Origin of the sequence: Alloyangia pacifica (assembly GCF_003111685.1) — a bacterium.
In the GTDB taxonomy this organism is placed as follows: Bacteria; Pseudomonadota; Alphaproteobacteria; order Rhodobacterales; family Rhodobacteraceae; genus Salipiger; species Salipiger pacificus_A.
In genome coordinates, this window is the sequence record NZ_CP022189.1 from 1,371,171 (window position 1) to 1,389,512 (window position 18,342).

General features: G+C 68.1%; 18 protein-coding genes and 2 tRNA genes. 6 read left to right on the forward strand and 14 right to left on the reverse strand.

The genetic code is table 11. The features are described from left to right. Positions 1-44: 44 nt before the first annotated feature. On the reverse strand, positions 45-710 hold the full coding sequence (locus CEW88_RS06600) for a DUF1236 domain-containing protein (RefSeq protein WP_108965252.1): 666 nt from the start codon (positions 708-710) through the stop codon (positions 45-47). A gap of 493 nt (positions 711-1,203) precedes the next feature. On the opposite strand from CEW88_RS06600, the gene CEW88_RS06605 reads away from it, so the two are divergent. Next, on the forward strand, positions 1,204-2,427 hold the full coding sequence (locus CEW88_RS06605) for a GGDEF domain-containing protein (RefSeq protein ID WP_159099567.1): 1,224 nt from the start codon (positions 1,204-1,206) through the stop codon (positions 2,425-2,427). A 10-nt stretch (positions 2,428-2,437) separates the two neighbouring features. On the opposite strand, the gene CEW88_RS06610 is transcribed toward CEW88_RS06605, so the two are convergent. The 8 genes from CEW88_RS06610 to CEW88_RS06645 form a co-directional block, all read right to left on the reverse strand. Continuing rightward, positions 2,438-3,514 (reverse strand): 2'-deoxycytidine 5'-triphosphate deaminase, encoded by a 1,077-nt coding sequence (locus CEW88_RS06610; RefSeq protein WP_108965256.1) that lies wholly within the window; start codon positions 3,512-3,514, stop codon positions 2,438-2,440. 262 nt (positions 3,515-3,776) lie between these two features. Continuing rightward, positions 3,777-3,853 (reverse strand) — tRNA-Pro (locus CEW88_RS06615). 74 nt (positions 3,854-3,927) lie between these two features. Continuing rightward, the gene (locus CEW88_RS06620; protein WP_108965258.1) at positions 3,928-4,746 is read right to left on the reverse strand and encodes a MerR family transcriptional regulator; all 819 of its coding nucleotides are present in this window, start codon (positions 4,744-4,746) and stop codon (positions 3,928-3,930) included. Positions 4,747-4,865: 119 nt separating this feature from the next. Then, positions 4,866-5,168 (reverse strand): integration host factor subunit alpha, encoded by a 303-nt coding sequence (ihfA, locus tag CEW88_RS06625; protein WP_095881078.1) that lies wholly within the window; start codon positions 5,166-5,168, stop codon positions 4,866-4,868. A 111-nt stretch (positions 5,169-5,279) separates the two neighbouring features. Further along, positions 5,280-6,251, reverse strand: coding sequence for a beta-ketoacyl-ACP synthase III (locus CEW88_RS06630; RefSeq protein WP_108965260.1), 972 nt, complete (start codon positions 6,249-6,251; stop codon positions 5,280-5,282). Further along, positions 6,248-7,369 (reverse strand): phosphate acyltransferase PlsX, encoded by a 1,122-nt coding sequence (gene plsX / locus CEW88_RS06635; protein WP_108965262.1) that lies wholly within the window; start codon positions 7,367-7,369, stop codon positions 6,248-6,250. Before plsX ends, CEW88_RS06630 begins: the two co-directional genes overlap by 4 nt. 24 nt (positions 7,370-7,393) lie before the next feature. Continuing rightward, positions 7,394-7,600 (reverse strand): 50S ribosomal protein L32, encoded by a 207-nt coding sequence (rpmF, locus tag CEW88_RS06640; RefSeq protein ID WP_066106415.1) that lies wholly within the window; start codon positions 7,598-7,600, stop codon positions 7,394-7,396. Between the two features lie 171 nt (positions 7,601-7,771). Beyond that, a complete protein-coding gene (locus CEW88_RS06645) occupies positions 7,772-8,335 on the reverse strand; it encodes a YceD family protein (protein ID WP_108965265.1) in 564 nt (187 codons plus the stop codon). Positions 8,336-8,456: 121 nt separating this feature from the next. On the opposite strand from CEW88_RS06645, the gene CEW88_RS06650 reads away from it, so the two are divergent. The 3 genes from CEW88_RS06650 to CEW88_RS06660 all read left to right on the forward strand — a co-directional run bounded on the left by CEW88_RS06650 (position 8,457) and on the right by CEW88_RS06660 (position 10,873). Next, complete coding sequence (locus tag CEW88_RS06650; RefSeq protein WP_370457284.1) at positions 8,457-8,882, forward strand: outer membrane protein assembly factor BamE; 426 nt, start codon at positions 8,457-8,459, stop codon at positions 8,880-8,882. A gap of 10 nt (positions 8,883-8,892) precedes the next feature. Continuing rightward, the gene (locus CEW88_RS06655; RefSeq protein ID WP_108965269.1) at positions 8,893-9,654 is read left to right on the forward strand and encodes a GNAT family N-acetyltransferase; all 762 of its coding nucleotides are present in this window, start codon (positions 8,893-8,895) and stop codon (positions 9,652-9,654) included. 109 nt (positions 9,655-9,763) lie between these two features. Beyond that, the gene (locus CEW88_RS06660; protein WP_254694362.1) at positions 9,764-10,873 is read left to right on the forward strand and encodes an acetoin utilization protein AcuC; all 1,110 of its coding nucleotides are present in this window, start codon (positions 9,764-9,766) and stop codon (positions 10,871-10,873) included. Between the two features lie 59 nt (positions 10,874-10,932). On the opposite strand, the gene CEW88_RS06665 is transcribed toward CEW88_RS06660, so the two are convergent. The 3 genes from CEW88_RS06665 to tyrS all read right to left on the reverse strand — a co-directional run bounded on the left by CEW88_RS06665 (position 10,933) and on the right by tyrS (position 14,635). Beyond that, positions 10,933-11,006 (reverse strand) — tRNA-Gly (locus CEW88_RS06665). A gap of 150 nt (positions 11,007-11,156) precedes the next feature. Then, positions 11,157-13,184 (reverse strand): ASKHA domain-containing protein, encoded by a 2,028-nt coding sequence (locus tag CEW88_RS06670; protein WP_108965273.1) that lies wholly within the window; start codon positions 13,182-13,184, stop codon positions 11,157-11,159. A 200-nt stretch (positions 13,185-13,384) separates the two neighbouring features. Further along, positions 13,385-14,635 (reverse strand): tyrosine--tRNA ligase, encoded by a 1,251-nt coding sequence (tyrS, locus tag CEW88_RS06675; protein ID WP_108965275.1) that lies wholly within the window; start codon positions 14,633-14,635, stop codon positions 13,385-13,387. 97 nt (positions 14,636-14,732) lie between these two features. Here tyrS and CEW88_RS06680 point away from each other — a divergent pair, with 97 nt between their 5' ends. Beyond that, positions 14,733-15,815 carry an anhydro-N-acetylmuramic acid kinase gene (locus CEW88_RS06680; protein ID WP_254694363.1) on the forward strand — a complete coding sequence of 361 codons (1,083 nt, stop codon included), beginning with the start codon at positions 14,733-14,735 and terminating at the stop codon, positions 15,813-15,815. A gap of 42 nt (positions 15,816-15,857) precedes the next feature. Here CEW88_RS06680 and CEW88_RS06685 read toward each other — a convergent pair whose 3' ends face one another. Together CEW88_RS06685 and CEW88_RS06690 are read right to left on the reverse strand one after the other, a co-directional pair. Further along, on the reverse strand, positions 15,858-16,835 hold the full coding sequence (locus CEW88_RS06685; protein WP_438839462.1) for a phosphoadenosine phosphosulfate reductase: 978 nt from the start codon (positions 16,833-16,835) through the stop codon (positions 15,858-15,860). A 123-nt stretch (positions 16,836-16,958) separates the two neighbouring features. Next, positions 16,959-17,312, reverse strand: coding sequence for a hypothetical protein (locus CEW88_RS06690; protein ID WP_193989017.1), 354 nt, complete (start codon positions 17,310-17,312; stop codon positions 16,959-16,961). Positions 17,313-17,367: 55 nt separating this feature from the next. Here CEW88_RS06690 and CEW88_RS06695 point away from each other — a divergent pair, with 55 nt between their 5' ends. Beyond that, positions 17,368-18,276: an AAA family ATPase gene (locus CEW88_RS06695; protein WP_108965279.1), complete on the forward strand. Its 909-nt coding sequence runs from the start codon at positions 17,368-17,370 to the stop codon at positions 18,274-18,276. Positions 18,277-18,342: the final 66 nt, after the last annotated feature.

An 18,342-nucleotide genomic window follows, 5' to 3' on the forward strand; every position in this document is an offset into this window, starting at 1 on the left:
AAAAGGCCCCGAGAACGGGGCCTTTTCTACATCATAACAGTTAATTAGCGCACAATCTTCACGATACGGCGGGTCTCGGGATCGATCACCACCGGCTGCTGGTTGACGTTCAGATAGGCGTAGTCGCTTTCCGGGACCTGGTAGACCTCGATCTCCTGCGGGATACCGGCGCCCACGGCGATTTCACCGTCGAGATAGACCGGCTCAACCGGGTTCGACTGAATATAGGTGACCGTCTTTTCCTCGACATTGTTGGCGGCACCGGCAACGGCGCCAATCACCGCACCGGCGGCCACGGCGGCGGGACCACCGACAATCAGCGAGCCCACGGCAGCGCCCCAGGCCCCGCCCACACCGGCACCGGCGGCGGCATTGCTGGTGTCGTCATAAGTCACGGTGTTCACTTCAACGCGGTCGCGGTTCTCATAGATGACGACGGGTTCGTCTTCGACCGGCGTGGTCAGATAGGCCGAGTATGCCCAGCCCGAGGTGCCCTGGTAGCTCACTTCGCACCATTCGGCGTCGGCGAGGCAGCCCATCACGTCGACTTCTTCGGTCGAGGGGATCACGCTCTCGACGGAGTATTGCGGGCCAGGACCCGAGCGCAGGTTCAGCTCGGTGGTGGCGGAGGCGGTCATCGCGGCCGAAACCGGGGCAGCTGCGAGGCCGACAAGCGGAAGCGAGAGAAGGAGCGTTTTCTTGGTGTTCATGATCAAGTCCTTTCAAGTCTTTGGCGGCCCGCGCTGCGATCCGCCTCATGGCTCCACAACACCACATCCCGGCGGATGTTCCGGGGGAAGATAAGAAAGCGACCGGAAGTTACTGATTTCAAGGGGTTTGCGCGAAGTTCTGCGCGCGGCCGGCCATGCCGGGAACCAATGCTAGGGAGTGGGGGTTCTCTTGCCTTCGCGCGCGCAGCAGCGCCCGAGGCAAGGTCAGCGGAGCCGCGCGACAAGGAGATATCGATGCGAGTTTTTGCCAAATTTTCCGTAACTCGCCGTGAGAGCGACCCGGATCGCCGCGCAATTTAGGGCGAGGTTAATCGGCCCATGCGACTCTCAATCTCCCCGCCGCAGGATGATGGAGGTGCAAATTGTGGATCACGGTGCAAGTTTTCGCGCCCTCAGGGCGAGCGACGGCTTATTCCTGAGCCCCGCCCATCCCAGCCTGCGCCCGCTCGCCTGGACGCGAAAGGTCTGTCTGGTGCTGGCCGGAGCGCTGCTGATTGTCGCCGCGGAGGGCCATCTTTACGGGATCTCGCGGCTCTACGCGCCGAGCGGCGACAGCGCGCTTTCCGTGCCCACCCTGCTGGCGGGCACCGGGGCGCTGGCCGCAACCTTGATGCAAAGGCCGCTGCGGCGCTCGGACCCGCGCGAAACGCTGATCTGGATGCTGGTGATCGCGCTGTGCCTGCTGACCGGCCTCGGCTACCGGAACGGGATCGATTTCGGCGCCGGCCGCATGGGGGGCAATACGGCGGTCTCCTTCGTGTTGCTGGCCGGGGGACAGCTCTGCTTCCGGCGCCTGCCGGTCTCCTCTGTTGGCCTGTCATTCATGGCGCCGGGCCTGCCCTTCGTGGCGGCGATCGGATACCTCAACAACGCGCCAATGCTTTTCGGAGAGATGTCGCTCTCGACTTCGGTGATGCTGCTGGCGCTCGGCGTGGCCAACGCGGCGCGCCACGCCAGGCGCCCGATCTTGCGCCCGCTGGTCAGCAGCTCGCGGGCCGGGCGCGCGGTGCGGACGATCCTTCTTTCCTGGCTGATCCTGGTGGCGGCGCAGGCGGTCGCCGCCCGCTTCGTGCCCCAGCACTGGGGCGCCACCTGGGGCGTCGCGGTGATGGTGGTCGATGCGCTGGCCTTGCTTGCGGTGATCCTCTTTCTGGGCATGAGATACGACGGCAGTGCGACGCGGCTGCGGCTGACGGAATGGCGGCTTTATAACGCCGCGCTGCGCGACCCCTCGACCGGGATGCGCAGCCGCGCTTCGGCCGAGCTCTTCAGCGCCACCTTCGGGCCGATCACCAGCCATGGGCTTGTGCTGATCGAGATAGAGGGGATCGCCGATCTGGCGCATCGCTCGGGGCCAGAGGCCGCGGAACGGCTGCTGCGGCTGGTCGCGTCCAAGTTGCAGCGAGTATTGCGTCCCGAGGAGCTTCTGTGCCGCGAAGAAGAGCTCAGCCTCCTGCTCTTGGTCCGGAACTGCACGCTCGATCAGCTGGGCGAACGCGCGGCAGAGCTCTGTGCGCTCGTCGCCGAGCTCCGCGACCCCGATCGCGAGATGAGCCGCATCCAGCTTTCGGCGGCGGTGGTCATGGCGCGCCGCGGCGACGATGATCCGGCGCCGTCAATCCGTCGCGCTCGCGAAGCGCTGCGCAGCGCCGAGCCGGGGAACACGCGCAGGATATTGCTCTGCGAAGCGGCCTGAAGCGGCGCGCTCAGCTTCGGAAATGCTTGGAGAGCTTGAGCCCTTGGCCCTGATAGTTCGACGCAATGCCGGCGCCATAGAGTTGCCCAGGCGTCTCATCCATGCGCTCGTAGACCAGCCGCCCGACGATCTGCCCGTGCTCCAACACGAAGGGCGCCTCGTGGCAGCGGACTTCGAGCACCCCGCGCGAGCCTGTGCCCCCGGCGGCGGAATGGCCGAAGCCCGGGTCGAAGAAGCCCGCGTAATGCACGCGGAACTCGCCCACCATGGCAAGATAGGGCGCCATTTCGGCAGCGAAGCGCGGCGGAATGTGCACCGCCTCGCGGCTGACGAGGATATAGAAGGCATCGGGATCAAGGATCAGCTGCCCGCGCGAGGCCTGCAGGGGATCCCAGAACTCGGCCGGGTCGTAGTGGCCGATGCGGTCGAGATCGATCACCCCGGTGTGCGGCTTGGCCCGCCAGCCCACCAGATCGGTTCCCTCGGGGCGCAGGTCCACCGAGAAGCCGAGCCCTTCACCGATCACCGCCGGGCCACCGGTCACCAGCGTCTCGGCGGCATGCAGCTCGGTCAACTCGGCATCGCTGAGGATCGACTGGCCGCGGCGGAAACGAATCTGGTTGAGGCGCATCCCGGTGCGGGCCAGCACCGAGAAGGAGCGGGGGCAGATCTCGGCATAGAGGGGTCCGCTGTAGCCGCCTACGATGCGGTCGAACTCGGTGCCGCCATCGGTGATGGTGCGGGTCAGCAGGTCAAGCCGGCCGGTGGAGCTCTTGGCATTGGCGACCGCGGTCAGCCCGGCGGGCAGGTCGAGGCTCTCGAGCAGCGGCACCACGTAGACGCAGCCCTTCTCCAGCACGGCGCCTTCGGTCAGATCGACCCGGTGCATCTCGAATTCGTCGATCCGCGAGGCCAGCGTGCGACCCTCGCCTGCAAGGAAGGAGGCGCGAACCCGGATCGCCTCGGTGCCGAGCCGCAGGTCAAGGCTGGCAGGCTGGATCTGCCCGTCGACAAGGGGGGACTCAAGGCGGATCGCCCCGCTCTCGACAAGCGCCGAAATCTGCTGGCTGGCGAGCACCCCTGTCATGGTCACATTCCCTCGTATTGCGTTGATCGTGCTTAGCAAGCGACGGGGGCGAAGGGAACGAGGAATGCGGCGCTCCGGCCCTGTGGTTGGTCGCCTGTGCGCGGTTGGTGACGCAGCGCAAGGACCTGCACGAGATGCCGCGCGCGGTTCAGTGTCGTTTCGCAATGGTGGAAATTTATGTTTTGTCGCCAGCGGTTTGGCGGGGCCGTTCCCTCACCCCTGGGCGGAGGTGGACAAGTCAGAAACGGCGGTGGGGAGTATTTGGTCGGGCTAGCAGGACTCGAACCTGCGACCTTCCGTCCCCCAGACGGACGCGCTACCAGGCTGCGCTATAGCCCGACTTGTGAGGCCGTTTCATATCGGTTTTCACCGCACGCGCAACCCCCAAGATGAAAGTTTTTTCCCGGGTCTCCCTAGGTCATCCTGGCGCCCCGGCGCGCGGCCACCAGGGCCTGCAGCGCGGCGACATGCGGCGCCAGTTCGGCAGCCTTGGCGGCGTCGATCCGGGTCAGCCCGGAGAGCTGCGAGAGCGCGCCCGGCGCAGGCCGTGGAAGGGCCGACAGATCGGGCACATCGGGGAGCGCAGGGGGCGGGGTTTCCGCGGCGCGCGCCTCGAGGGATTCGGTGATGAACCCAGGCAGCTCCGCGGTCCCGGGCGCGGGCTCTGCGGCCGGAGCGGCCTCGGGGCCCTCGGCCCAAGGCGCGCCTTCGTCGGCGGCATGGGGCTCGGGGTCGTCGGTCTGGGGGAAGAGCGGTGTGGCTGCGGCGTAGCTCGGCATCTCCTCCGGAGGCTCGACAGACGCAGGCTCCGGAGCGTCTTCTGAGGCCTCTGCGAGGTCGGCTGACTCTGCGGGCGCAGCCTGGGCGAAGGGCAGCACCGTGGCGCTTTCCTGCGGCTCGAAGGCGGGCACGGGCTCGACCGAGGGGGGCTCAGCCTCGGAGACGTCGTCGAGCAGCTCGGCCGGCGGGGCAATGCCGGCGACATGTTTCACCCCCTGTTCGCGCAGCACCTTCTGCACGCCCTTGATGGTCAGCCCATCGTCGTGCAGCAGCTGGCGGATCCCGGCAAGAAGGGCGACGTCATTGGGCCGGTAGTAGCGTCGCCCCCCGGCGCGCTTGACCGGTTTCACCTGGGTGAATTTGGTTTCCCAGAAGCGTAGGACGTGCGCCGGCGTGTCCAGAAGCTCCGCCACCTCGGAGATGGTGCGGAATGCGTCGCGCGACTTGCTCATGCGGTGGTACCCCCTGCTGCGCGGGGCCGCCGGGCGGGCGCGCAGGCTTCAGATATGTCTTGGACCCGTCAGCGGCGCAGTGCCGGGACGTTCCGGGACCGCGAGGGCGCCGTGGCGGATCAGGATTTGTTGCCGTCGGCAACCCGTTCCTTCATCAGGTGCGACGGGCGGAAGGTCAGGACGCGGCGGGGCTGGATCGGGACCTCTTCGCCGGTCTTGGGATTGCGGCCGATGCGCGCCGCCTTGTCGCGTACGGAGAAGGTGCCGAAGGACGAGATCTTCACCTGCTCGCCACGGACCAGCGCGTCGGACATGTGCTGCAGCACCGACTCGACGAGTTCGGCGCTTTCATTGCGCGACAGCCCGACCTCGCGAAACACCGCTTCGCTGAGATCCATGCGCGTCAAAGTCTTGTCACTCATTTGGCAGCCTCCCAAGGTTGCGCCACAGCATAGGGGGGAGGCGGATTCCGAGTCAAGCAGCCCTTGCGGGCGTGGAGCCTGCAAGGGCCGGATTTTGCCGGATTTTTGCGCTCACCAGCGCAGGACGACAGCGCCCCAGGCCAAACCGCCGCCGATGGCCTCGGTGACCACCACGTCGCCTTGCTTGATCTTGCCCTCGGCCTTGCCGACCGACAGGGCCAGCGGAATCGAGGCGGCAGAGGTGTTGCCATGGTCCTGGACTGTCACCACGACGCGCTCCATCGGCAGGCCGAGCTTCTTGGCGGTGCCGTTGATGATGCGGATGTTGGCCTGATGCGGCACGACCCAATCGACCTCTTCCGAGGTGATCCCGGCCTTTTCCATCGCCGTGGTCGCGGTCTGGGCGAGCTTTTCCACTGCGTGGCGGAAGACTTCCTTGCCCTCCATGCGCAGATGGCCGGTGGACTGGGTGGACACCCCGCCGTCAACGTAGAGCAGGTCGCGGAACTGGCCGTCGGAATGCAGATCGACCGACAGGATGCCGCGGTCGGCGGAGGTGCCCGCGCCCTCGGCAGCCTCGAGGATCAGCGCCCCGGCGCCGTCACCGAAGAGCACGCAGGTCCCCCGGTCGGTCCAATCCATGATTCGCGAGAAGGTCTCGGCGCCGATCACCATGACGCGCTTGGCCTGGCCAGAGACGATCATCGCATTGGCGGTCGACAGGGCGTAGACGAAACCGGCGCAGACCGCCTGTACGTCGAAGGCGAAGCCGCCGGTCATGCCGATGCGGTCCTGCACCATGGTCGCAGCAGAGGGGAAGGTCAGGTCGGGCGTCGAGGTGGCGACGATCAGCGCGTCGATCTGGGAAGGTTCGAGCCCTGCATCCTTCAGCGCGGCCTCGGCGGCGTTGGCGGCGAGCATCGAGGTGGTCTCGCCCTCGGCGGCGAAATGGCGGCGTTCGATGCCAGAGCGCGAGCGGATCCATTCGTCGGAGGTGTCGAGGGTCTTCTCGAATTCCGCGTTGGGGACCACACGCTGAGGCAGGTAATGCCCGATGCCCGCGACCTTCGCCCTGATGCTCATTTGCCTGTTCCGTTTTTCTTTGTATCTGTGCCGTCCGGCGCCTCTGGGGCGGGGTCGGCGGCGGCCGCAGCGGCGCTCGCCACGCGGGCGGCCAGCCTGTCGCCGAAGCCGGACTGCGCGAGGTCATAGGCCAGTTCCACCGCCGCGGCCACCCCGGTGGCATCGGCAGCGCCGTGGGATTTCACCACAGTGCCGTTGAGGCCGAGGAAGACGCCGCCGTTCTTGCGGCGCGGATCTACGCGCGCCTGCAACCGCTTGAGCGAACTCAGAGCGAGCAGCGCGGCGAGGCGCGACAGCGGCGAGTAGGTGAAAGCCTCGCGGAGAAGTGAATTGATCAGCGAGGCAGTGCCTTCGCCGGTCTTCAGCGCGATATTCCCGGTGAAGCCGTCGGTGACGATCACGTCGCAGCGCTTGCCGGGGATGTCTCCGCCCTCGACGAAGCCGACGTAATCGAAGCCGCCGGTCTCGGCATTGGCGGCGATGAGGTCATGCGCGGCCTTCAGCTCCGCGCGGCCCTTGTGCTCTTCGGTGCCGACGTTCAGCAAGCCGATGCGCGGGCGCTCGAGGTTGAGACCGTTGCGGGCGTAGGATGCGCCCATCATCGCATATTTCAGCAGGTCGTCGGCATCGGCGCGGATGTCGGCGCCGACGTCGAGCATGACGTTGTAGCCCTGCGGGTTGCGTGAGGGCCAGAGCACGGCGATGGCAGGGCGGTTCACCCCGGGCAGCTTGCGCAGCCGCACCATCGAGAGCAGCATGAGCGCGCCGGTGTTGCCGCAGGAAACGGCAACCGTGGCCTCGCCATTGCGAACGGCGTCGAGCGTGGACCACATCGAGGTGTCCTGCCCGTTGCGCATCACGTGGCTCGGCTTGTCTTCCATCGCCACGACGCCGGAGGCATCGCGAATCTCGACCTGGGCAGACAAACCTTTTTGCTTGTCCACCAGGGGGCGCAACTCGGCCTCGGGTCCGTGCAGCAGGAAATGGACATCGCGGTGCTTCCGCGCAAAGGCGGAAAGACCGGCAACAATCGTTGCCGGCCCGCGATCGCCACCCATGGCGTCGATGGAGAGGACCAGAGGCCCGTGCGCCTGACGGTTATCCGTTGCGGATGTCATGCGACGATCGGGCCTATCCGCAACTTATGCTGCGTCTTCGTCCAGGTCGATCTCGTCAGCCATGGCGACGACCTCACGGTCGGCGTAGTGGCCGCAGGACGGGCAGACGTGGTGCGGGCGCTTGAGTTCGCCGCAGTTGCTGCACTCGTTGGGGTTGGCCGCGACCAGCGCGTCATGGGCGCGACGGTTGTTGCGGCGCGATTTCGATACTTTGTTCTGTTGGACGGCCATGTCTCAACCTCGATTGTTCGCGTGTGGGGGCTATACGGGTGCCCGATAACGTTCGGGCGTGCCCGGCCTCATAGTCTTAACCCATGGAGGCGTGCAACCCGGAATTCCGATGAAGGCGCGAAAATAGGTATTTCTTGCCAAACCGCAAGAGAGATTTCGCGCCCCAGCGGCTCAGTCTTCGTCTTTTTCGTCCTTCGAGAGCTGATCGCGCAGCCCCGCGAGCCCGGCAAATGGGTTCGGGCGAGATTCGGAAGGGTCCTCCTCGGGCGCGTCCGGCGCCGCTTCGGCCATCTCGAGCGCCGCCTGGCTGCGCGGGTAGGGCGGCAGCGCCAAGGACAGGGCTTCGGAGAGAATCCGGCGCAGGTCGATCACGTCGGGCAGGGGCTCTTCCTCGTCTTCGGGCACCTCGACCTCGGAGCCGGGATCGGGGTCGGCGATTTGCTGCGCCGGCCGGAACAGCAAGGAGATCTCCTCGTCGATCCGGGTGGTCACCGGATCGAGGGTGACGACGCAGGGCTGCACCACCGTTGCGCCGAGATCGGCGGTCAGCCGGTAGGCGCCGCCGGCCTCGGGGGTCAGCTTGCCCATGAGGCGGGCCTTGCGCAGACTTAGCAGGCCGAGGTCCTTGGCCAAGGCCGAACGTTCCTCGGCCTCGGGCCTGATGTCGAAGTCTGTGGCCACGTCGCGGCGCAGTGTCGAGACGCGCAGCCGCGCGGGGTTTCCGCCTCTGTCCATGGGCTCGCCTTTCCTTTGCTTGAAGCGCTTGGCTGGGTTGTGTAATGCGGGATAGAAGGCCCTCCGGGGCATGGCAAGGGGCAGGACTGCGTCCATGGTATCACGGGTGAGAATAGCGCTTTTGGCTGCAAGCGCCGCACTGGGACTGTCCGCCTGCTCGGCTCAGTACCAGACGCATGGCTACGTGCCACGCGAAGACGACCTTCAGCAGATCGTGCCCGGGATCGATACGCGCGCGACGGTGGAGGACGTGATCGGCGTGCCCGCCGCCTCGGGCGTGCGCGACGCGGGCGGCTATTACTACATTGAATCGCAAGTGCGAAGCTTCGCCTGGCAGGAGCCCGAGGTCATCGATCGCGAGGTGCTGGCGATCACCTTCGACGGGCAGGGCGTGGTCAACAATATCTCGCGCTACGGCCTCGAGGACGGCAACGTCGTGCCGATCACCCGCCGGATCACCCGCACCAACGATGGCGAGATGGGCTTCATCCGCAAGCTCTTCGGCAATATCGGCGGCCTGACCCTCGGCGATCTCGACCAGCAATGAGGCGCTGACCATGTCCTCCCGCGTGCAGGATGATGCTTCGGGGGAGGACGGTCTGATCCTGTCCCGTGGCCGATTCCAGGCACGCTCCGCCGCGGGTGCCGAAGACGTGAAGGCGGCGCAGGCGTTGCGCGGGCTGGCGTTTTTCGGCCCCGGCAAGGGCCCCGATGCCGACGCGCTGGACGGCCGTTGCCGCCATGTTCTGGTCGAGGATGAGACCGGCCAGTTGCTCGCCTGCTTCCGCTACCTCTGGCTCGAGACCAGCGCCGAGATCGGCCGCAGCTATTCGGCGCAATACTACGATCTTTCCCGGCTCGAGGGCTACGGCGGGCCACTGATCGAACTCGGGCGCTTCTGTACCCGGCCGGGGCTGGTCGATCCCGATGTGTTGCGGCTGGCCTGGGGCGCGATCGCCGCCCTCGTCGATCGGGGCGGCGCGCGGCTGCTCTTCGGCTGCGCCAGCTTCACCGGCACCGACGCGGCGCGCTACGATCCGGCCTTCGGCGTCCTGCGTGCCCGCCACGCCGCCCCGGCGCGCTGGCAGATCGGTGTCAAGGCGGCCGAGGTGGTGCGCTTCTCCCCGGCCACCAGCGAGGCGCGTGGGGCCCTCAAGCTGATCCCGCCGCTCCTGCGCACTTACCTCGGGATGGGAGGCTGGGTGAGCGATCACGCCGTGGTGGACCGGCAGATGAACACGCTGCATGTCTTCACCGGTGTCGAAACCGCGGCGATCCCGCCGGCTCGCACCCGGGCATTGCGGGCGATCGCGGGGTAGCGGCGGTGTGACGGGGCTCTGTCCCGAGCCGCTGCGCACCTTTCCCCCGGGATATCTGGACCTAGAAGATAGACCCAAAACTCTAGACGCAAGACCAGGAGAGGCGGCGGTGGCGACCTTCATCGGCTCGGAAATCTATCGCGGCTCGCGCTACGGGCGGCTGCACCCGCTGTCGATCGAACGGGTGCCGGCGGTGATCGACCTCTGTCGGGCGCTCGGCTGGCTCCCCGAGGCGCAGTGGCGGGTCTCGCCGCGGGCCAAGCCCGCGGCCCTCACCGGCTTCCATGCACCGCGCTACGTGGCGGCGCTGCAGGCGGCTGAGGCCGCGGGGACGGTGAGCGAGGAGGTGCGCCAGCGCCACGGGCTCGGCACCCTGTCGAACCCGGTCTTTCCCGAGATGTACCGGCGTCCCGCCACGGCGGTGGGCGGCGGTCTGCTGGCCGCCGAGATCGTCGGAGCGCAGGGCGGCACGGTGTTCAATCCCGGCGGCGGGACGCATCACGCGCTGGCTGATCGGGCCAGCGGTTTTTGCTTTCTCAACGAGCCGGTGCTGACCATTCGCCACCTGCTGAGCCTCGGGATGCGCCGGGTGGCCTATGTCGACATCGACGCCCATCACGGCGACGGGGTGGAGATCGCCTTCGACGGCTCGGAGCAGGTGCGGGTGATTTCGGTGCACGAGGCGCGGCGCTGGCCGTTCACCGGCGCGCTGGCCGACCGGGCCGGGGGGGCGGCCTTCAACATGCCGGTGCCGCGGGAGTTCAACGACACGGAATTCGCGCTGGTGCTCGAGGAGATGATTCTGCCCGCCGTGGCGGCCTTTCAGCCCGATGCGATCTTCCTGCAGTGCGGGGCGGATGCGGTGCTCGAGGATCCGCTGGCGCGGCTGGCGCTGTCGAACCGTTCGCATGCGCGGGCCGCGGCGGCGCTGCGCGGGCTGGCCCCGGCGCTGATCGTCTCGGGCGGCGGCGGCTACAACCCCTGGAGCGCGCCGCGCTGCTGGTCGCTGGTCTGGGCGACGCTCTCGGGCCGCGCGGTGCCCGAGCGGCTTCCCGAAGCGGCGCAGGCGGTGCTGCGTCGGCAAGTCTGGGCGCGCAAGGGGCGGCCCTCGGAGGCGCTGCTCACCACGCTGCGGGATGCGCCGCGCGAAGGGCCGGTGCGGGGCGACGTGCGCGAGGGCGTGCGGCTGCTGCGCGAGCGGCTGCGGGCGGAGCATTGACGGCCCACGGCACGACGCGTCTGGGGGACCTGCGCAAAACCCGGAATTTTCGGAGGAGTTGGAGCGGGTAGCGGGAATCGAACCCGCGCGTTCAGCTTGGGAAGCTGACAGGCTACCATTACATCATACCCGCGCTCTGAAGGCTGATCTACGCGGGCGACGCGGGCGCGTCAAGCGGGCGCGGCGCAGATTTCTCGCGGTCCGGCGGCGCGGGGCTGGCAACAGCAAGCTGGCGGCCGCGCGCTGCTGCGGCTGGCCGACGTGCCGCGCTCTCGGCCGTCGTCTAGCGCCGCCTGCGGCGGGGGCCCTCGGTGTTGAACGATGGCTCGGGCAGGGGCGTGGCGCGGCGAGTCTCGGCGAAGGGAGCGCTGGCATGGGGGATCGCGCTCGCGGCAACGAAATGCTCCTGGAAGCGCGGTTCGATGGCGGTTTCGACCTTGGTGATCTGCCGCACAAGCACTTCGATACGGCGCCGGGCCGCGAGGCTGCAGAGCGCGATGCGCGCGCCCGTGCCGGCGGCATTGCCTGCCGAGGTGACGCGCGCCAGCGGCACGTCGGGGATCATCCCCAGCACCAGCGCGTGCCGCGGCGAGATATGCGCACCGAAGGCCCCGGCCAGCACGACCCTGTCGACCTTGTCCACGCCCATTTCGTCCATCAGCAGCCGCGCACCCGCGTAAAGCGCGGCTTTCGCCAGCTGGATGGCGCGGATGTCGGCCTGGGTGACGGTGATCACGGGGCCTCCCGCGGCGCTGCCTTCGTGGATGAGATAGGCATGCGTGCGGCCTTCGGGGAGCATGCGCGGGGTGCCGGTCTGCTGCGCCGAGCCGATGAGCCCCCCCGCGTCCACCAGCCCGGCCATGCGCATTTCCGCCACCGCCTCGATGATGCCCGAGCCGCAAAGCCCGGTGACGCCGCTGCGCGCGGTGGCCTCGGCAAAGCCCGGCGCGTCGGACCACAGGTCGCAGCCGATGACCCGGAAGAGCGGCTCCTTGGTGTCGGGGTCGATGCGGATCGCCTCGATGGCGCCCGGGGCGGCGCGCTGGCCGGAGCTGATCTGCGCGCCTTCGAACGCGGGTCCGGTGGGCGAGGAGCAGGCGAGCACCCGCTGCCTGTTGCCGAGAAGGATCTCGGCGTTGGTGCCGACGTCGACGGTGAGCACCAGATCTTCGGACCGGTCGGGCGCCGCCGAGAGCGCGACGGCGGCGGCATCGGCGCCCACGTGGCCGGCGATGAGCGGCAGCAGGTAGGCTTGCGCGCCGGGCGGCAGAGCGGTGAGACCGAGGTCGCGCGCCGGCAGGTTCTGCGCCGAGGAAGTGGCCAGCGCAAAAGGGGCCTGTCCCAGCTCCACCGGGTCGAGGCCGAGCAGCAGGTGGTGCATTACCGGGTTCCCGACGAGGGTCAGATCAAGGATCCGGCCCGTCTCGATGTCTGCTTTGGCGGCGATGTCCTGCACCAGGGAGTTCAGCCCGGCGCGCACGGCGGCGGTCATTTCGGCCGCGCCGCCGGGGTTCATCATCGCGTAGGAGACGCGTGACATGAGATCCTCGCCAAAGCGGATCTGCGGGTTCATTGTTCCGGCAGAGGCGAGGACATCGCCGCTGCGCAGCGAGACGAGATGTGCGGCGATGGTGGTCGAGCCAAGGTCGATGGCCAGCCCGAGCAGATCGCCCTCCAGCAGCCCCGGCCAGAGCGCGGTGATGCGCGGCGCGGTCTCGGCGGAGCTCCGGTGCAGCGCGGCGGTGACGGTCCAGTTGCCCTCGCGCAGGGTGGTCTGCAGGCTGGCGAGCAGCGCAGGCTCTATCGTGGCACCCTCTATGTCCCATTGCGCGCGCAGCGCCTCGGTGAGCCGTTCGAGATCGCCCGACGGCGCATGCATGTCCGGTGGCGCGACCTCGACGAGACAGAGGCGCAGCGCCGGGTCCATTTCGACCGGGCGGGCCTCGGCGTCCTTGCGAATGACCTGCCGGTGTAGCTGGCTCTCGGGGGGCACGTCGATCACCACGTCCGAAAGGATCCGCGCCTGGCAGCCGAGCCGCCGTCCGGGGGCAAGGCCGCGTTTCTCGGCGTAGCGGGCCTCGGTTGCGTTCCAGTCGGAGAGCGCGGTCTCGGTGGAGGTGATGCCATGCTTGGCGAACTGACCGAAAGCGGGGGCGATCTGGCAGCGCGAGCAGATCCCACGCCCGCCGCAGACCGAGTCGAGATCAACGCCGAGCCGCCGAGCCGCCTCGAGCACCGGCGTTCCGACGGGCACGCGGCCGCGCTTGCCGGAGGGCATGAAGACGACGAGGGGGGCGTGGGGCTCGGTCATGGGCTCAGGATGCGCGCGCGGGACGGCGGCGACATGTCCGAAAGCGGCAGGCTGTGCGGTGGCGGCGTCGTGCCGGGGCCAAGACGGCCCGAAGTTGCCGGGCGAGCGCGTGCGCGTCCGGCGCGTGTGGCTCGGCGCGCCGGACGCAGAAAGGGCGGCACCCTCCGGCACCGCCCCTCCGAGACTCGGCTCTGAAGGCCTTAGCCCAATTTCACCAGCGCGTGGCGCTTCTTGCCCGCCGAAAGCTTCACCGGCGCAGAGAGCGCGGCGGCGTCGAGCATCAGACCGGCGTCGGTCAGCGGCTGGTCGTCGAGCCGCGCGCCGTTCTCCGTGATCAGCCGCTTGGCTTCCTTGCCCGACTTGGCGAGACCCGCGCGGACGATCACCTGCACGATGGAGATGCCCTCTCCGATCTCGTCTGCGGTCAGCTCCAGCGTCGGCAGATCGTCGCCCACGCCGCCCTTCTCGAAGACCTCGCGCGCGGTCGCCTCGGCCGCCGCAGCCGCCTCGGCGCCGTGGCAGAGCGTGGTGACCTCGTTGGCGAGGATGATCTTCGCCTCGTTGATCTCGGAGCCCTGCAGCGATCCGAGCCGCTCGCATTCCTCGACCGGCAGTTCGGTGTAGAGCTTCAGGAACCGGCCGGTGTCGGCGTCGGTGGTGTTGCGCCAGAACTGCCAGAACTCGTAGGGGCTCAGCATGTCGGCGTTGAGCCACATGGCGCCGCCCTGGCTCTTGCCCATCTTGCGGCCGTCCGAGGTGGTCAGCAGCGGCGAGGTGAGCCCGTAGATCTCGTGGTCGAGCACGCGGCGGGTCAGATCGATGCCGTTGACGATGTTGCCCCACTGGTCCGAGCCGCCCATCTGCAGCACGCAGCCGTAGCGGCGGTTCAGCTCGAGGAAGTCATAGGCCTGAAGGATCATGTAGTTGAACTCGAGGAACGACAGCGACTGCTCGCGGTCGAGGCGCGATTTTACCGATTCAAACGAGAGCATCCGGTTCACCGAGAAGTGCCGCCCGATGTCGCGCAGGAACTCGAGGTAGTTGAGCCCGTCGAGCCACTCGGCGTTGTTGAGCATCAGCGCATCGGTCTCTTCGCCGCCATAGCTGAGGTACTTGGCAAAGACCTGCTTCATGCCCGCGATGTTGGCGTCGATCTGCTCCGGCCCGAGCAGCGGGCGCTCGTCCGAGCGGAACGAGGGGTCGCCCACCTTGGTGGTGCCGCCGCCCATCAGGGTGATCGGCTTGTGGCCGGTCTTCTGCAGCCAGCGCAGCATCATGATGTTGAGCAGGTGACCCACGTGCAGCGACTTCGCCGTCGCGTCATAGCCGATATAGGCGGTGACCACGCCCTTGCACAGCGCCTCGTCGAGGCCCTGATAATCGGTGCAATCGGCAAGGTAGCCGCGCTCGATCATGACGCGCATGAAGTCCGATTTGGGATGGTAGGTCATCGTGGATCCCTCTTATAGTCCGAAAGTTCCTATAAGCGCGGGGAAGGCGAAGGTGAAGGGCAAGTTGGGTGCACGCTCCGTTTGGGCACTGGGGTGTATGTCGGGAACCTCTCTCGACGGGGTGGACGCGGCGCTGATCCGCACCGACGGGGCAGAGATCAACGAATTCGGGCGCTCTGGCTACCGGCCCTATACCGAGGCCGAGCGCCGGGTGCTCAAGGCCGCGCTGGGGCGCTGGCCCGATGACGGCAAAACGCCGGGCCTCCAAGAGGCGCTCAAGGTCGTGCAGCGCGCCCATGCCGAGCTGCTCGCCGAGTTCCCCGAGGCCGAACTGGTGGGCTTTCACGGCCAGACGCTGGCGCATGAGCCACACGGTCGCGGCACGCATCAGCTTGGGGACGGCGCGGCGCTGGCCGAGGCGCTCGGGCGCGACGTGGTCTGGGATTTCCGCTCCGCCGACGTGGCTCTCGGGGGCGAGGGCGCACCCTTGGCGCCCTTCTATCATTTCGCCTGCGCGCGGAAGATGGGGGCCGAGGCGCCCGTGGCCTTCCTCAACCTCGGCGGGGTCGGCAACCTCACCTGGGTGGACCCGCGCAAACCTGCGCCCGAGGCGCCCGGCGCGCTGCTGGCCTTCGACACCGGGCCCGCCAATGCGCCGATCAACGATCTGGTGGGAGAGCGGCTCGGTCTCGACTGCGATCGCGACGGCGCGCTGGCGGCGCGGGGCCAGGTGGTCGACGGGGCTTTGGAGCTTTTCCTCGAAGAGGGCTTCTTCCGCCGCATGCCGCCGAAATCCCTCGATCGGGATGATTTCTCGCTGATGCTGGACCTCGTGCGCGAGCTTTCCGACCCCGATGCCGCCGCCACGATGACCGCCATGGCCGCTGCTGCGGTGATGCAGGGCATGGAGCATTGCCCGATCCCGCCCGAGAGGCTGCTGGTCACCGGCGGCGGGCGACACAACCCGGTGATGATGGCGATGTTGCAGGCCGGGCTTGACTGCCCGGTGGTGCCGGTCGAAGAGGCCGGGCTCGACGGCGACATGCTCGAGGCGCAGGCGTTCGGATTCCTTGCCGTGCGCGTGGCGCAGGGCTGGCCGACCTCGGGGCCCTCGACCACGGGTGTGGCCGCGCCGGTCGGCGGCGGCCAGGTGTCGCGGGTCGGCTCGCTGGTGCGCTGAGGACGCGCTGCGCTGCCTCGCACGCGGCGCGGCTGGCCCGGCTCAGCCCTCGCGCGCCTCACCTTCGACGCGCAGCGCGTCGAGACGGCGGCGGAAGCGCGGCGCGTTCAGCCGGGCGGTGACATTGGCGCAGAGCCATTCGGCCAGCAAGGGCCGGTTTTCGACGTCGAGCCGCGACAGCAGCCGCCGCAGATAGGGGGTATGGTTGCGCCGCGCGCGCAGCAGCCGGGCCATCTCGGCACGGTCCAGCCGGTCGTCGGCGGCGGCTGCGAGGATCGGGTGCACGAGGTCGAGCTCCAGCAGGTCGCCTTGTAGCGCGTCGCCCATGTAGGGCAGGCGGAACCGGCTCACGTTGCGCCGCTCGAACAGCGCGGCATGCATGGCGTCCATCCGCTCCTGCGGGTCGTAGAGCACATAGGCCGCCTGCGCGGCGTCGATCATGTCGGGCGCGTAGCCGAAGCGCGAGGCGAAATCGACGCGGCGCATCTCGGGAAAACGGTCGTCCCATTCCGCGATCCGTGGATCGAGCGTTGCCTGCGGCTGAAGCAACACCACCCGCGCACCGGGTGCGGCGACAGAATAGGCGGCGGCGGCATAGCCGCAGGGGCCGGCGCCGTAGAAGATCACCTTCTCGAAGGCGTCGAAGAAGCCATCGTCCAGAAGCTGGTCGAAGAAGCGGATCACCTCGGCGTCGCGGAACCAGGTGTCGGCGGTGCAGATCAGCGAAAGGCTCGACCAGCCCTCGATCGCCTGCATCTCCCAGCCGAGCGGGGTGGCGGTCTGGCTATAGGACGAGATCCCGGGCATCGACTCAAAGCTCACCAGAAGGGTGTCGCCATCCTCGACGAAGACCGCATGGTGCCGCTTGCCCAGCGGTTCGGCGAACCCGTGCTGCTCGCCGATCTCGGAGATGGCCGCGATCCAGTTGCAGCCGCTGTGCATGCTGAGGTCAACATCGGTGAGATCGAGCTCGTCGTCGGAGACGATCTCGTGCCTGAGCTGATCCGTGTTGTCCTTCATGATACCTGCCATTGTCCTGTCGCGTCCGGTCGGGCCCGTGCTGGGGCGGCTGTTTTCCCCCACGGTAGCACCGCTCTCGGATGTTGCCAGACTGGGAGCGGAATGGGGCGGAAATATGTGGCTTTAGGGGTAATACGGCGGTGGTGAGGCGGCAAGAAAAATCACGGTGAGGGAGATGGTTGCACGAAATCCCGGGCCTTGCCTGCTTGCCGGGCGCGGGTCGCGGCGGCGACTAAGGGCGCGCGCCAGTTCTGGCTTCAACGGGCGCGAGGGCGGGGTCACCAGCCGCCGCCCCATGAGCGCGCGATAGGGCTCCTCTCCCATGAGCGCGGCAAAGCGCGCCTTGCGCCCGCGCACCGCGGCGGCGGGCAGCCCGGCGCGCACCGGATCCGCCGCGAGGTGGCTGTCGAGCGCATGCAGCGCGTCATGGTTGAGCGTGGCAAAGCGCCGGGCACCCGCTGCGGGGAACCTGCGCATCTCCCTTGACCAGCGGACTACTGCCGGGCAGCAATCAAAGCAGGAGGAGACCCACATGCAAGACCCCAGTTCGATCGACGCGGTGCAGGAGCTTCTGTCGCGCACCGGCTATGTCTGTCCGCGCCCGCTCGCCACGGTGCTGTTCCTGGCGCTTCGGCTCGGGCGGCCGCTGTTCCTCGAGGGAGAGGCGGGCGTCGGCAAGACTGAGATCGCCAAGGCGCTGAGCCTCGCCACCGGGCGCCGTCTCATTCGCCTGCAATGCTACGAGGGGCTGGACGCGGGCTCGGCGGTCTACGAGTGGAACTTCGCTGCCCAGATGATCGCCATCCGCGCCGCCGAGGCGGCCGGTGAGGCCGATCGCGGCCAGTTGCAACACGACCTTTTCGGCCCCGACTACCTGATCGAGCGTCCGCTGCTGCAGGCCATGCGCCCGGACGAGAACGGCGCACCGATCCTGCTGATCGACGAACTCGACCGCACCGACGAGCCCTTCGAGGCCTTCCTGCTCGAAGCGCTGAGCGACTTCCAGGTGACCATCCCCGAACTCGGCACGATCACCGCGCCCGAGCCGCCGACGGTCATCCTCACCTCGAACCGCACGCGCGAGGTGCATGACGCGCTGAAGCGCCGCTGCCTCTACCACTGGGTCGACTATCCCGACTTTCCCCGCGAGCTTGAAATCCTGCACGCCCGCGCGCCAGAGGTGGCCGAGGCGCTGTCGCGTCAGATCGTCGCCTTCGTGCAGCGGCTGCGCACCGAGGATCTTTTCAAGAAGCCCGGCGTCGCCGAGACCATCGACTGGGCCAAGTGCCTGCTGGCGCTCGACGTGATCGACCTCTCGCCCGAGGTGATCTCGGACACGCTCGGCGCAATCCTGAAATACCAGGACGACATCGCCAGGATTCAGGGCAGCGAGGCCAAGCGCCTGCTCGACGAGGCGAAAGCCTCCCTCGAGCCCGCCTGATGTGTTTTTCAGGACCCAATATCCCCGGGGTCGCGGGGCAGAGCCGCCGGTGGTCTGATGCCTGCC

Excerpts from the sequence above, each read along its gene's own strand:
- CEW88_RS06690 (WP_193989017.1), bottom strand. The coding sequence starts at position 17,312 with ATGCGCAGGTTCCCCGCAGCGGGTGCCCGGCGCTTTGCCACGCTCAAC.
- CEW88_RS06645 (WP_108965265.1), bottom strand. The coding sequence starts at position 8,335 with ATGGACAGAGGCGGAAACCCCGCGCGGCTGCGCGTCTCGACACTGCGC.
- CEW88_RS06680 (WP_254694363.1), top strand. The coding sequence starts at position 14,733 with ATGTCGGGAACCTCTCTCGACGGGGTGGACGCGGCGCTGATCCGCACC.
- CEW88_RS06685 (WP_438839462.1), bottom strand. The coding sequence starts at position 16,835 with ATGAAGGACAACACGGATCAGCTCAGGCACGAGATCGTCTCCGACGAC.
- plsX (WP_108965262.1), bottom strand. The coding sequence starts at position 7,369 with ATGACATCCGCAACGGATAACCGTCAGGCGCACGGGCCTCTGGTCCTC.
- CEW88_RS06695 (WP_108965279.1), top strand. The coding sequence starts at position 17,368 with ATGCAAGACCCCAGTTCGATCGACGCGGTGCAGGAGCTTCTGTCGCGC.
- CEW88_RS06655 (WP_108965269.1), top strand. The coding sequence starts at position 8,893 with ATGTCCTCCCGCGTGCAGGATGATGCTTCGGGGGAGGACGGTCTGATC.
- ihfA (WP_095881078.1), bottom strand. The coding sequence starts at position 5,168 with ATGAGTGACAAGACTTTGACGCGCATGGATCTCAGCGAAGCGGTGTTT.
- rpmF (WP_066106415.1), bottom strand. The coding sequence starts at position 7,600 with ATGGCCGTCCAACAGAACAAAGTATCGAAATCGCGCCGCAACAACCGT.
- CEW88_RS06600 (WP_108965252.1), bottom strand. The coding sequence starts at position 710 with ATGAACACCAAGAAAACGCTCCTTCTCTCGCTTCCGCTTGTCGGCCTC.
- tyrS (WP_108965275.1), bottom strand. The coding sequence starts at position 14,635 with ATGACCTACCATCCCAAATCGGACTTCATGCGCGTCATGATCGAGCGC.
- CEW88_RS06620 (WP_108965258.1), bottom strand. The coding sequence starts at position 4,746 with ATGAGCAAGTCGCGCGACGCATTCCGCACCATCTCCGAGGTGGCGGAG.
- CEW88_RS06610 (WP_108965256.1), bottom strand. The coding sequence starts at position 3,514 with ATGACAGGGGTGCTCGCCAGCCAGCAGATTTCGGCGCTTGTCGAGAGC.
- CEW88_RS06670 (WP_108965273.1), bottom strand. The coding sequence starts at position 13,184 with ATGACCGAGCCCCACGCCCCCCTCGTCGTCTTCATGCCCTCCGGCAAG.
- CEW88_RS06630 (WP_108965260.1), bottom strand. The coding sequence starts at position 6,251 with ATGAGCATCAGGGCGAAGGTCGCGGGCATCGGGCATTACCTGCCTCAG.